Here is a 12,488-nt window from a genome sequence, read left to right as displayed (position 1 = left end):
GGTAATTTGTGCACCAATTGGGTGATAACGATAAGTCATCCCTCGAACCATAGTGCTATGTGATGAAAATAACGACAATTGCTGAGTTTCGCCTCCACTGTTTTACATTAAATATCATAGTATTAATGAATTTTAATGGTCTCCAATTATTGTTTGTAAAAATATTTTTACGCGTTGTGTAAATCGTAAAAATGCAATGAATATTGCTTTCTGTTGAAAATAATGGTTGCAAGCTTCTTTTTTGATAGATAAGTTACAGGGAACAGACACGACAATGATTGAACAATAATGCAGCAAATGGATTGCAATCTGTTCAGCCCAAGAAAGATAGGAAGATGTAGCGATGTTTCAGACAGATGATGTAAGAATTAATAGAGCCAAAGAATTATTGCCGCCAATCGCGGTTTTAGAAAAGTTTCCTGCGACTGAGACCGCTTCTTCAACAACGTTTGAATCTCGTCAGGCAATTTCGAATATTTTGAAAGGTGATGATGACCGATTGCTCGTGATCATTGGTCCTTGTTCTATTCACGATCCAGAAGCCGCAATTGAATATGGCAAACGCCTAAAAGTACTACGTGATGAACTTGGTGATCGCCTAGAAGTCGTGATGCGTGTTTACTTTGAAAAACCACGTACAACGGTTGGTTGGAAAGGTCTGATCAACGACCCATACCTAAATGATACATTTAAGATCAACGATGGTTTGCGTATGGGACGTAAGTTGTTGCTGGATTTGACTGACATGGGCATGCCAACGGCGAGCGAATTCCTAGATATGATCACGCCTCAGTATGTTGCAGACCTGATCAGCTGGGGGGCGATTGGCGCTCGTACGACAGAATCTCAGGTTCACCGCGAACTCGCATCAGGTCTTTCTTGTCCGGTAGGATTTAAGAATGGTACTGATGGCAATATTAAGATCGCGTCTGATGCGATTCGTTCAGCAAGCGCTTCACACCATTTCTTATCGGTAACAAAATACGGCCACTCTGCGATCATTGAAACGGCGGGTAACCCAGATTGTCATATCATCCTGCGTGGTGGTAAAGAGCCAAACTACAGTGCCGATCATGTAGGCGCTATCAAGCAGGAGCTGGAAAAGTCTGGTCTACCACAAAAAGTCATGATCGACTTCAGCCATGCGAATAGTTCTAAGCAGTACCAGCGTCAAATGGTAGTAGCTGAAGATGTATGTAGCCAAGTTGCTGGTGGAGAAGATGCGGTATTCGGCGTTATGATTGAATCACACCTAGTTGAAGGTCGTCAGGATTTGGTTGATGGTGTTGCACCAACTTATGGCCAGTCTCTTACCGACGCATGTATCGGTTGGGAAGACACTGAGAAAGTACTTCGTCAACTAGCAGACGCAGTCACAGCTCGTCGCAACGGCTAAATCCAAGTTAAGCAATAGATGAAAAAGCGTAACCTTTCGGGTTACGCTTTTTTTTGTTCATGTTTGATGGCTTAACCAATCTTTTATCATCAATTGCGACGAATGACTTGGTGGGTATTGAAGTGATCGCTATTAATGATAGTAACGGTGTATTCAAACGGCTGGCCACCTTTGAAATAAACCACTTCACTTAGTTGGATCATGGCTTTGCCCAGTGGAACATTCATTAACTCTGACACATTTGGGTCGTCAAGGTTGAAGGCCTTTAAATCTTGCTCACGGATGGAAACTTGTTTACCCGTCAGGTGTTCAATGTATTTATATTTTGATTTTTCCAGCTCATTAAACTGAAAGTTATTGCTGATATTGATAGGAATGTGGATCTTTTCCAGCGAAACAGGTGTTTCACCAAAACACATTAATCGATCAACGCGATAAACTTGATCTGTGGGTTTAATTTTTAGCTTGCTTGCAATGTCAGCTGAGGGAACTAAGGTGACACCAGCAGAGACGACTTTACGTATACCCGGCACATTAAGCTGTTTTGCTTGCCAATCGAAAGGAGAGAGTTCGTGAAAGCTATCACTGTTGAAGGGTTTTCGCATGCCAACGTATAGGCCAGAGCCTCTGACTCGGTAGACAATGTCCTGCTCAACTAAATTACGCGTCGCTTCTCGCACTGTGGCTCGTGTGACATTCAGACTTTGAGCAATATTGGTTTCCGTATCGAGCTTGTCACCACAATTCAGTCCACCCGTCATAATTCGGTCAGTGATATAGTCGATGACGATTTGCTGTTTAGCCGTAATTTTAGGGGCCATAATATCCATATCTATTGATAACGCGACGAACAGTATATACCCAAGTGAGCAGAAGAGGCAGGGCTTAAGCGTTCGCCACTGGCTTTAGTTCACGGAAAATCTTTAAGCGTGTTGAAAGGCTAAGTTTCAAGCTGTTCTTGTCGATGAAGTTGGCACCAAAAAGCATGAAACAGTCATACTTGTGGTGCCAAATGTCACCATTCCTATGGCGTTAGTCCTGCCAAACAAGCCTCGATGACTTTATCTTCGCTGATCCCATAAACCTTCTTCAAATAATCAAGGCTGCCAACCTGACCATATTGCTCTTGTACCCCCAGTTTTTTGAAATACTGGGTTTCGGTGCCTGACTCTAACAATGCACTGGCGACGGCATCACCCAGTCCACCAATAATATTGTGGTTCTCCAGTGTTACTACGCGTTGAGTGAGCTTGGCGTAGTGGATCAGTAATGATTTATCGAGCGGTTTAATTGTGTGCATGTCAATCACAGCCACGCTTTTGTTGGTCAACTCGCTGATCTTGTCTGAGGCTGCAATCGCTTCATGAACGAGCATTCCTGTTGCGACAATTACTAGATCGCTTCCTTCTCTAAGGACATTACCAACACCAATTTTTATATCATTTTCAGACTGGTACAGTTCAGGCAGCGCTTTGCGAGTAGAACGTATGTAGTTGATCCCAGGGTTGTGATAAGCGTATTTCAACGCAGCTTTCAACGTATGTTTGTCTGAGACATCAATGACCCGAGAATGTGGGATCAAACGCATCAACCCAATGTCTTCAAAGGGCATGTGCGTGCCACCATTAGTGACAGCAGAAACCCCTGCATCACTGCCAAAAATATTGATATGACGTTTAGCATAACCACCAGAGACAAACAGTTGATCGTAGCAACGTCGAGTAGCAAAACAGCCAAAAGAGTGCATAAATGGCACTTTTCCAATGGCAGATAAGCCCGCAGCGACACCGACCATATTGGCTTCAGCGATACCGCATTGCACAAAGTTTTCTGGGTGGGTCTGTGCGAGTTTTCCCGTACCGATGGTTTCCATCAAATCGGCTTCAAGCACCATGACGTCACTATGTTGTTCGATCAACTCTTGAAGTGTTTCAACGTGGACTTCTCGTAATTCAGTGTTCATTGAGTGCCTCTAATTTGTTTTCAATCGCTGTAACATCGTTTTTGATCGCGCTGATCAAGTCATCGTTTAAGCGCAAATGATGATTTGCGGCAATATTCTCGATGCTTGGGCAGCCTTGACCTTTAACCGTGTCTAAAATGATGGCGGTTGGTTTGTTGGACTGAGCCTTGTGGCTTTCAATGGCATTGGCAATGCTAGGAATGTCACCACCATTGACTTGCAACGCATGAAAACCAAACGCTTCGAATTTCTGCCTGAGATCGAATGGACGCTGTATATCGTCAATAAAGCCGTCGAGCTGACGTTTGTTGTAGTCGATAAATACGACCAAGTTATTGAGGTTAAGGTGTGCCGCCAACTGAACGGCTTCCCAGCATTGACCTTCTTGCAACTCCCCGTCACCCACAATCGTGAACACCTGACGTTTTGTTCCAATTGCCATTCCCACAGCGCAAGAAAAGCCTTGGCCTAACGAGCCCGTCGTCATATCTATCCCGGGGGTTTTATTCATGTCGGCGTGGCTGGGTAAGCGCGTGCCATTTTGGTTGATGGTATTGAGCCAAGCTTTGTCAAAAAAGCCGCGAATGGCGAGCGTAGCATACAGTGCCGGACCTGCATGCCCTTTCGATAACACAAAAAAATCGCGCTCATGACTATTTGGGTTTTGTGGATCGTGTTTTAAATAATGTCCGTAAAGGCAGGCGAGCGTTTCCGTAATGGATAAGCTGCCTCCGAAATGACCGTAACCCATGTGCATGAGGGCATTAACAAGTTCTTTTTTAATTTCTAAGTTCAGTGCTTCGAGCGTGCGTAGCTCTCTCGTTGATAACATAAGTACCTCGTGAGGGAGAGAGGTGGGCGATGCCCACCTTGTTATTAAGCAGATTCAGTTGATTTTGTGTCTTTTTCCGGAAGGAAATGTGTAGCAAGTACAGCAATAGTGAAGATCCCGACGCCTGTAATGACGGCGGTTTTACTGATCATTGCCAGATATCCTAGGAATATCCCTGTGACTGCGAAATCGGAATCAGAAAATGTGGTATTGGCAAATCCTAAGTCACCAAGTACAGGCAAAAGGAGTAGGGTAAGCACAGTGATCACTACGCCGTTGACAAATGCGCCGCACATGGCCCCTTTTCGACCGCCCGTGGCGTTGCCAAATACGCCAGCAGTAGCGCCGGTAAAGAAGTGGGGCACGACACCGGGTAAGATCAGCGTTAGCTCTAAAATACCAAAGACGCCCATGGTGATAAGGCCGCCAATAAAGCTGAATAAAAAACCAATAAGCACGGCATTTGGAGCGTAAGGAAAGACAATCGGGCAATCTAAAGCGGGTTTTGCATTCGGTACAATTTTTTGAGAGATCCCGGTAAATGCTGGCACAATTTCAGCTAATACCAAGCGTACACCTTGCAAGATCACAAACACACCAGCTGCGAAGGTGATTGCTGTCAAAATGGCGTAGACGAAAGCGTTTTGACCGTTCGAAAGATTTTCTTGTACCCATTGTGGGCCAGCGGCAACGACAAGCACCAAGTAGATGATCCCCATAGTGATCGAGATCGATATGGATGAGTCACGTAAGAAAACAAGGTTCTTTGGTAAGTTCAATTCCTCTGTACTTTGCGAACCTTTTCCTACCATTTGACCTATCAATGCTGAAGAAACATAGCCAACCGTTGAGAAGTGCGCAAAAGCGACATCATCACTGCCTGTAATTTTTCGCATGAAAGGTTGTGCCATAGCGGGGAAAATCACCATGACCAAGCCGAGTGTAACGGAGCCAAGAATCACCATTGTTGGTCCAGAGAAACCTGCAACACTGAGGATAATGGCGATCATCGCAGCCATGTATAATGTGTGGTGACCGGTTAAGAAAATGTATTTGAAACGGCTAAAGCGGGCGAAAAAGATATTTGCAGCCATACCAAACGTCATGATAAGTGCTGTCGAAGCACCGTAGTCAGAGATAGCTGTGGCATATATGGCTTCATTGTTTGGTATGACGCCATGTAGACCAAAGCCAGTTTCGATCAATTGCCCCATGGGTGTGACCGCCCCAACCAAAATACCAGCACCACCCCCAATCACTACAAAACCTAAAATTGATTTCACAGTGCCTTTAATGACATCAGAAGAGGATTTTTTCTGGATAGATAAACCCAGTAAAGCAACAAGACCAATTAAAATTGCGGGGGTACTTAATATGTCCATTATAAAATTAAGCATGATCTATTCCTCCGCAAGTGTGTTGAAATAGTTTGTCAGACTTTGGCGCATCGCCTCTTTGTCTGTGATGTTTGGGATAGCAATAACAGGGTTACTCCCTAAACTGCCAGCCAAGTCATGGGTACAAACAAAGACGTCTGCCATGTCAGAAGTGACAGAGCCAAGATCGGTATGTTCCACTTCCGCTTCGACCCCCATCTCCTTTAAGACTTCTTTGACTTTTAGCTCGATCATGAATGAAGAGCCGAGCCCTGTGCTACAAACCGCCATAATTCGCATAAAGTGTTCCTTAATATTTAGCTAGGATTTTCAGGATTTGTTCTTTGTTTTGCGCCTTACTGACGGCTTCTACGTCTTTATCGCAGCAAAAGAACTCCGAAATGGATGTAATCAGTTCAATGTGTTGATTGCTGTCTATCGCTGCCAGTAACAAGATAATTTTGACTGGATCGTTCTCAGTGCTGTGGAACTCAACACCGTCGCGAACAACAAGTAGAGACAAACTGTTGTGGTTGACACCATCATCTGGTCTTGCATGCGGCATGGCGATCATAGGGGCGAGTACAAAATAAGGACCGAGCTGATCGGCTGTCGTTTTTATCGCATCCAAATAATGCTTTTCGATAGCTCGCTGCTCCAATAGGCACTGGCCAACAATGTCGATTGCTTGCTTCCAATCCGCAACGCTTTCTAGGATTTTGACGTTTGATGCAGTGATATATTGCGAGAGCAGCATAAGTTTTCCATTTGCACACACATGTACAAGTTGTATAGACATGTGTCTATCATATGGTTATTTTTTGAGCTAACCGTGAGGTTGATCGAATTTTTTTGCTGTTCATAAAATAAACAACAAATAATTTTAGGAAGATCACGTTCTAGGTAGTGAATAAATTGATTAAAGAGGAGAGAATGTTTGTTATGAAGTTCAATGACTATTCAAGTAATTGTGCATAAAAGAAATGGTTATTTTCTGAGCTATATTTTCCTGCCGAACACCAAAATAAAATTTTCAAATGTTAAAAGAAAATTAAAAACGAACCCTGTCAAACAGATATAAGTAATAAAATATTAAAAACAAACTTTAATATTAGGTTTTCAAATATTTAATTTTGTCTTTTGTATGAGAGTTTTTATTTTATAGAGTCATAAAAACATATAATGTGAATTGTGTTGATTGGGGAATAGTGAATGGATAGTATTTGCCTCGAGAACAACAATAATAATAACTCTCTAAGCTACGTTTATGTTGTGTTGTTTAATTTGCCTCTTATTTATAGGTTGGAGTTGAAAGCTAAACAGATAATTTCTTGGCGCTTCTGTTTAATTTAAGGAATATAAGATAACGTAAGTTATCACTGAATGGACCACTAGCAATCGTAAGTTGGCTTTTCCTTCTAAGTTATGCCCGTGTAACTTTTGGTGGAGATAGTGTTGTGTAGATGCCTCCAATGCAGAAACACTTTGCTATCCCACCATTATTTTTTCTACTATTCGTTACTCACTTCTTTCTCTTCATTTTTTAAAATCATTTTTATAATCAAGAATAATTACTATTAAATAATAGACTTTTAGCTCTAGTTAAAATTAGAGTTTTAATTCTATTTATAGATATGTTGATTATTTTCCATCAATAGCGATACCGACGTCTAAAGTATCTAACCAATCAAGAAACCTTCCAATATCATCACCTTTAAATATTGCACCATGTTGCGGACACATCATATCAATGTCTAATTTGCTGACTTTATCAATCCATGCACTTTTCGCTTTATTTGATGGCATCCAACGACGATGAAAATATTCCATTTTTGGTATGTGCTCATGAAAGTCTTCTACAAAAAAGGGAGCGTCATGTTTATCGAGTGCTGCACCAATATCACCTGACATTAGTATTTTTGCTTCAGGATCGTATACGGAAAAATTACCCGATGAATGCATGTAGTGTGCAGGAATAAACTGAATTTCTTTTCCTGCGAGCAACACTTTTCCGCCTTCGTCTTTAATCGGGGCAAAAGTAATGGATTCCATACCGAAATGGCGAATAAACCCTTCCCAAAGCCAAGGTGAATGCAAGGTAGAAGAGGGGAGTGCTTTATCCCACAACCCTAATGATGAAATGATATCGGGATCCTGGTGGGAGGCAAAAAGATGGGTGATATGCTCGATAGGAACTTCTTTGACAACGCAACTCAACATGGCTGAAAACAGCTCAATACCACCCGGATCGAGCAACATAGCTTGATCGCGATTGATGATCATATATTGGTTGGTATCGATGATTTTCTCTGGTTTTTCTGGATCTCGCGCAAAAACGAGCCAGCGATGAGCACCCTGCTCAAATAGTACTTTTGATTGCATAATTTACCCTAGCGAACAGTGAAAAGAGTTTTAGAGATTGAAGTACGTGTGATTGAATTGCGTCGGCCAGTTCTGCAACGCTTTCAGCAATAGTATTGAGTTGTGCTTGATGTTTTTCATCTGCTTGCGAAGCCTCAACACTCAACATAGTGGAAATGATTTGAGCGATCCGTAACTCGTCATAAAGCGTCTGCAGCAGATCATGTAAGCCCTTTGCTTCGGAAGTGAAGTGGTGACAAATGGTGTCATATTCAGCCTGATTGCGGATCCGTGCTTCATCTAAGCTATGCAGGTAGGTTGCATCAACCGCTTTTTCGTACACAATCTCAAACCTATCTAGCGCATTGGATGCGCGCGTCCCCGCTGTCGCAATTTTGCTTAAGCTTTGAGCTTTTACGTTGATGGTATGGGAAGCGGCTAATGTGACACGGACTAAATCATCAATGGAGTCTGTGATCGGGCGAAACCCGGCGGCACTTTCTCCTGCTCTTTGCGCCAATGCTCGAGCATTACTGGCAACCAGTAATAATCGTTTAGCAATCAGCATGCCTTTATTCAGTTCAGCAGCGACCTCTGCTGCAATTACGAAGACGGGTTTCCTAGCCATAATCATGCTTTTTTATTAGTCGATACTGTTAACTATAGATAAGAGTTCGAAAAGCACTAATAAAAATAAGGGAAAGTCATGGGGAGAAATGTGGTTGAGAAAAATTGGGTGAAAAAAGCTCCCCGAAGGGAGCTTTAGAGTAGGTTATTCCAATAATCCGGCGTTGGTTAATGCACTTAGATTATTGTCGAGCACAAAATCGCTGAGTTGATCGAGCATCGCATCATGCATGGGTTCGTCAGCATTGCCTGAGTCTTGTGGGAACAAGAATGTGGAATGCGCACCAATATTGGAGAAGCTTACAAAATCCTTGGTGTTGGAAAGTGCGCTGTCAGCTTGCGTGACTGTTTTCATTCCTAGCTTGGTTGCCAATGGAATAGTGCCAGCAAATGGACGCTGAGCCACGCTGTTTGGAACACTCTCATCCCCTTGTACCTGCATTAGGTATGCCGGGATAGTTGGAGACGTCCCGTCGGTGAGATAGCTTGCGTTGCTGTATGGGTCAACGGTGTCCAGCACGGTTTGGGTCGCGTACGCAAACTGATTAAAGCCAGACTCCAACGCCGCTTTATCAGCATCGCTGGCCATGTTGTCGAACAAGGTATAACAAGCACTGGCATCGAGTGAGGCACAATAGCCATTTGCAAACGCTTGATACTCTGAGCTGGCTGTAAAGGCAATGCTGTGTTTGATCAAAGGGCCATACTTTTCTGATCCAAGCAGCAGGTTTGCAATCTGGCCGCCTGAATTTGCAGTAGAAATGGATGAAAACTTATACATCGTATCCGCACTGCCGCCATCCAATACACGATTTGCCGCGCCAACAGCCGGAACGCCCACAATGCCACCTAATGAATGCCCAACAAAACGTGGCGGTGTGGTGAGGGTATTAATCGCAGACAATGGTGTTAGTGCTAAGACGCCAGCGAGTTGGCTGTAGGTAAGAGAAGCACGCAGCGCCATCACATCAAGGGCACTTTGTCTCACATTATCGCGCGCCACTGGTAAGTTAGTTAGGTTGAGATACGCGGTAATATCGGCATTGGCAGAACGTGAACTATCGAGACTGCGCGCGCCATGCAAAGGTAGATCAATCGCAATCACCGCTAATCCTTGGTTTGCGAGTTTTCCTGCATGGAAGTAAGCATCTTCTTTCGACGAGGTGATCCCATGTTGGTAAATGACAACTGGCCAGTTACTCGCTGCACCATTTGGCGTGAACAACAGGAACTCGACAGGTTGAAGCGATTTGATCTTTGGAATTGGGCTGTATCGCGTTAAGTGGCGGTCGCTATCTAGGCGAGAGCCATCCGATTTAGTCAAGTTCAACCCCACCAGTTTTAACTGCTCTGTTGCTTCGGTCAGTTTTGTTGCGTCAATTCCTGCTGCGGTGAGCTGAGAGGCGATGGTTGCTTGTTGCGTTGAATCTTCCAGTGCTTGCTTGATGAGCGCTAAGCTTGGCATGGCTGATTCAAAAGGTTGGCTGTTCCAGTTGTTGCCTGTTTCCAAGAAATAAGGAAGCTGCACGGTACCTTTAGAGACGTTGACGTTTAGGCCATCGGTATCGTACTCCGCTTTGAGTGTCGCTTTTAAACCTGCACCGTCTGGGTCCATGTAGGTATCAAAGTGACTATCAGCATCGAGTGCATCTTTGTAACTTTGTGTGCTGGTTACCGTTAGTAGGTGTGCCATGGTCAAATCGACATTGTTTGGGTTGGCGTTGTTTCTCCAGACTTGAGCAAGGCCACCTGAGCCCAGTGCGCTGGCTGTTGCCCCTTTTACCGCGTAGAGTGTTTCACCGACAGATTGGGTACTAAACCATGTGGAGTAGATGATGTGTTCACTGTCGATACCCGTCGCTGCGAACAAGGCTTCGGTACCATGGGTGACTTGTTGCAACGTTTGGAGTGTTTCAGAGCCGTATGACTTGAGTTTTGTCTTGATCGCTGCATAGCTTCCTGATGTTCCCACTGGATCACCATTCACATCGGTGACTTCATCCGTGATAGCAAGAATGTATTCACCCTTGGCAGTTAAATCGCTGTTGAGCATTTGAATGGTGATGGTGTCACTGGCAGCATCGGCGAGTGCAATGAAATCGACGTTCTGGGTCAGAATACGTTTTGGCGTAGGGTTGCCAAGCAAACTGTCAGTGAGTTCGACAAGGTAGATACCCTGTGCAACCACACCATCCGCTAACCCTGTTCCTTCGAAATTCATGATCAGTGGCATGGTTGTAGACCAGCCATCCATGGTTCCCATCGCAGCCAGTGGATTAGTGAGCGAATCGTCACCACCCGTTGGAATTTCCAACGTCGCATCACTGGTATTCATTAAAGTATACGAAGGTAGAGGGACAGAGGCATTCTCGCCCTGTAAGGTGAATTTAATGCCAGTACTGCGTGCTAAAGCCGCTTCGATATGCGATTCGTATTGACTCTCGTTGGTGGTGCTTGATGTGTCATCACCGCAGCCAGATAGCAACGCGGCAGCGAGTAGAGTAACTTGTGTATTTAACTTCATGATCTGCTCCTGAGGGTTAGAACGCGTAGTTCATCTGAATGGCAGAGATGTATGCCGTGCCTTCGGAATCAAATTCCAGATCGCTACCTAGTTTGTTGGTTTCTTTGAACGAGCCTGACTTACTCTTCACCAATGCAAAACCTGCGTCGAAGCTAAGTGCATCGCTGTAGTGATAGCTTGCTCCTGCTGAGTACCAGTAACGGTCACTGTCAGGAATGCTTAATGTGGCTTCACCTGCTTGTTCGTCAAAGGCAAAACCAATCCGTGCTGTCCATTGCGCATTGATGGTGTATGTGCCACCTAACGACCAACGGCCATTATCTTCATACTTTTCTGACTTATAGAAACATTGTCCAGCTGTACCATCATTACAATTTGGAGACGTTGCTTTTAGCTCGGTAAAGCTGCTCCAGTCGGTTTGCTGATAGCTGTAGTGAACGGCGACTTGTTCCGTCACCTGATGGAAGCCAGAAATTTCCCAAATTGAAGGCAAGGTAATTTGCAGGCGACCTGTTACGGTCGGTTGAGTGGCAATGCCCGATCCGTAACTTGAAAACTTACCATCGTCAAAATCGAGATCGACAGCAGAGCGGTAACCAAAGCCAAAGCGGTGGTTTTGATTAATTTCATACATCGCACCGATGTTCCAACCAAAGGCGATGGTTTCACCAGTCATACCGATCAAGTTATCAGAAGTATTGCCACCGAATAGAGGTGCAAGCGCGCCTTGGTGGCGGGTCAGCTCCGCTTCCGCATAAACAAGATTTAATCCCGCACCAAGGCTTAGGTTTTCGTTAACTCGGTAAGCGATGGATGGGTTGATATTGACAGAGAGTAATGAGGTATCGCCCGCTAAATCACCCGCTTGGATATCATTGGGGTAATCCGTTGCCACACCATATGTGGTAAACATACCGATTCCCCAAGACCATTGGTCGTTAATTGGGCTGAGATAGTACGCGGCAGGAACAAACTGCATAGGAGCGACATCTTTTGCATGTTCGTTATTGGTTTTGTCGTAGACGTTGACTTCAGGATCGATGACGGATAACGCTCCAGAAAATTGGGCTGTATCAAAAAGGGTCATAGCTGAAGGGTTACGAGCGATAACAGAAGCATTGTCGGCCACCGCTGCCTCACCAGAAAACGCGCGACCAAGGCCAGAAGCTGAATGTTCAGCAACTTGGAAGCCCGCTCCGTGAGCGTGGAAAGCCATTACGACAGAAAGAGAGAGCAGTGAATAGTGTTTCGTTTTCATTATATTGATCTCCAGAGATCACGGTTATAAACAGCTAGAAAATCGAATTAAACGTTAAATATTTGTGAAATAAATGTCAAAAACAATTTGTGATAATTTTGATGATATAAATGTTAAAAATGAAAACGCGCCATTATAAACAGCTACTTAA

At 44.2% G+C, this 12,488-nt stretch carries 11 protein-coding genes; 1 reads left to right on the top strand and 10 read right to left on the bottom strand.

Annotated elements, in window-relative coordinates:
- The first annotated feature begins 343 nt into the window (after positions 1–343).
- A complete protein-coding gene (gene aroG / locus ACQEXU_RS09865; protein ID WP_367990210.1) occupies positions 344–1,396 on the top strand; it encodes a 3-deoxy-7-phosphoheptulonate synthase AroG in 1,053 nt (350 codons plus the stop codon).
- 89 nt (positions 1,397–1,485) lie between these two features.
- Here the strand turns inward: aroG and ACQEXU_RS09860 are convergent, their stop codons facing one another.
- The 10 genes from ACQEXU_RS09860 to ACQEXU_RS09815 form a co-directional block, all read right to left on the bottom strand.
- Positions 1,486–2,217 carry a GntR family transcriptional regulator gene (locus tag ACQEXU_RS09860; RefSeq protein ID WP_367990209.1) on the bottom strand — a complete coding sequence of 244 codons (732 nt, stop codon included), beginning with the start codon at positions 2,215–2,217 and terminating at the stop codon, positions 1,486–1,488.
- A 203-nt stretch (positions 2,218–2,420) separates the two neighbouring features.
- Positions 2,421–3,359, bottom strand: a complete 939-nt coding sequence (locus tag ACQEXU_RS09855; RefSeq protein WP_427010670.1) for a transketolase family protein — start codon at positions 3,357–3,359, stop codon at positions 2,421–2,423.
- A complete protein-coding gene (locus tag ACQEXU_RS09850) occupies positions 3,349–4,191 on the bottom strand; it encodes a transketolase (protein ID WP_427010669.1) in 843 nt (280 codons plus the stop codon). The genes ACQEXU_RS09855 and ACQEXU_RS09850 overlap by 11 nt, the downstream gene beginning before the upstream one ends.
- Positions 4,192–4,235: 44 nt before the next feature.
- Positions 4,236–5,588 (bottom strand): PTS ascorbate transporter subunit IIC, encoded by a 1,353-nt coding sequence (locus ACQEXU_RS09845; protein WP_367990206.1) that lies wholly within the window; start codon positions 5,586–5,588, stop codon positions 4,236–4,238.
- A 3-nt stretch (positions 5,589–5,591) separates the two neighbouring features.
- Positions 5,592–5,867, bottom strand: coding sequence for a PTS sugar transporter subunit IIB (locus tag ACQEXU_RS09840; RefSeq protein WP_192076093.1), 276 nt, complete (start codon positions 5,865–5,867; stop codon positions 5,592–5,594).
- 10 nt (positions 5,868–5,877) lie between these two features.
- Positions 5,878–6,366 carry a PTS sugar transporter subunit IIA gene (locus ACQEXU_RS09835; protein ID WP_427010668.1) on the bottom strand — a complete coding sequence of 163 codons (489 nt, stop codon included), beginning with the start codon at positions 6,364–6,366 and terminating at the stop codon, positions 5,878–5,880.
- Positions 6,367–7,208: 842 nt separating this feature from the next.
- Positions 7,209–7,949 carry an MBL fold metallo-hydrolase gene (locus tag ACQEXU_RS09830; protein WP_427010667.1) on the bottom strand — a complete coding sequence of 247 codons (741 nt, stop codon included), beginning with the start codon at positions 7,947–7,949 and terminating at the stop codon, positions 7,209–7,211.
- Positions 7,927–8,556, bottom strand: a complete 630-nt coding sequence (locus ACQEXU_RS09825) for a chemotaxis protein (RefSeq protein ID WP_427010666.1) — start codon at positions 8,554–8,556, stop codon at positions 7,927–7,929. The genes ACQEXU_RS09830 and ACQEXU_RS09825 overlap by 23 nt, the downstream gene beginning before the upstream one ends.
- Positions 8,557–8,700: 144 nt before the next feature.
- The gene (locus ACQEXU_RS09820) at positions 8,701–11,079 is read right to left on the bottom strand and encodes a VolA/Pla-1 family phospholipase (protein WP_427010665.1); all 2,379 of its coding nucleotides are present in this window, start codon (positions 11,077–11,079) and stop codon (positions 8,701–8,703) included.
- Positions 11,080–11,095: 16 nt separating this feature from the next.
- Positions 11,096–12,337 carry an outer membrane protein transport protein gene (locus ACQEXU_RS09815; RefSeq protein WP_427010664.1) on the bottom strand — a complete coding sequence of 414 codons (1,242 nt, stop codon included), beginning with the start codon at positions 12,335–12,337 and terminating at the stop codon, positions 11,096–11,098.
- Positions 12,338–12,488: the final 151 nt, after the last annotated feature.

Source organism: Vibrio sp. TRT 21S02 (genome assembly GCF_050113675.1).
Classification (GTDB): domain Bacteria; phylum Pseudomonadota; class Gammaproteobacteria; order Enterobacterales; family Vibrionaceae; genus Vibrio.
The sequence above is the reverse complement of the archived record's forward strand: the minus strand, read 5'-3'. Positions and strand labels throughout refer to the sequence as shown.

Excerpts from the sequence above, each read along its gene's own strand:
- aroG (WP_367990210.1), top strand. The coding sequence starts at position 344 with ATGTTTCAGACAGATGATGTAAGAATTAATAGAGCCAAAGAATTATTG.
- ACQEXU_RS09860 (WP_367990209.1), bottom strand. The coding sequence starts at position 2,217 with ATGGCCCCTAAAATTACGGCTAAACAGCAAATCGTCATCGACTATATC.
- ACQEXU_RS09855 (WP_427010670.1), bottom strand. The coding sequence starts at position 3,359 with ATGAACACTGAATTACGAGAAGTCCACGTTGAAACACTTCAAGAGTTG.
- ACQEXU_RS09850 (WP_427010669.1), bottom strand. The coding sequence starts at position 4,191 with ATGTTATCAACGAGAGAGCTACGCACGCTCGAAGCACTGAACTTAGAA.
- ACQEXU_RS09845 (WP_367990206.1), bottom strand. The coding sequence starts at position 5,588 with ATGCTTAATTTTATAATGGACATATTAAGTACCCCCGCAATTTTAATT.
- ACQEXU_RS09840 (WP_192076093.1), bottom strand. The coding sequence starts at position 5,867 with ATGCGAATTATGGCGGTTTGTAGCACAGGGCTCGGCTCTTCATTCATG.
- ACQEXU_RS09835 (WP_427010668.1), bottom strand. The coding sequence starts at position 6,366 with ATGTCTATACAACTTGTACATGTGTGTGCAAATGGAAAACTTATGCTG.
- ACQEXU_RS09830 (WP_427010667.1), bottom strand. The coding sequence starts at position 7,949 with ATGCAATCAAAAGTACTATTTGAGCAGGGTGCTCATCGCTGGCTCGTT.
- ACQEXU_RS09825 (WP_427010666.1), bottom strand. The coding sequence starts at position 8,556 with ATGGCTAGGAAACCCGTCTTCGTAATTGCAGCAGAGGTCGCTGCTGAA.
- ACQEXU_RS09820 (WP_427010665.1), bottom strand. The coding sequence starts at position 11,079 with ATGAAGTTAAATACACAAGTTACTCTACTCGCTGCCGCGTTGCTATCT.
- ACQEXU_RS09815 (WP_427010664.1), bottom strand. The coding sequence starts at position 12,337 with ATGAAAACGAAACACTATTCACTGCTCTCTCTTTCTGTCGTAATGGCT.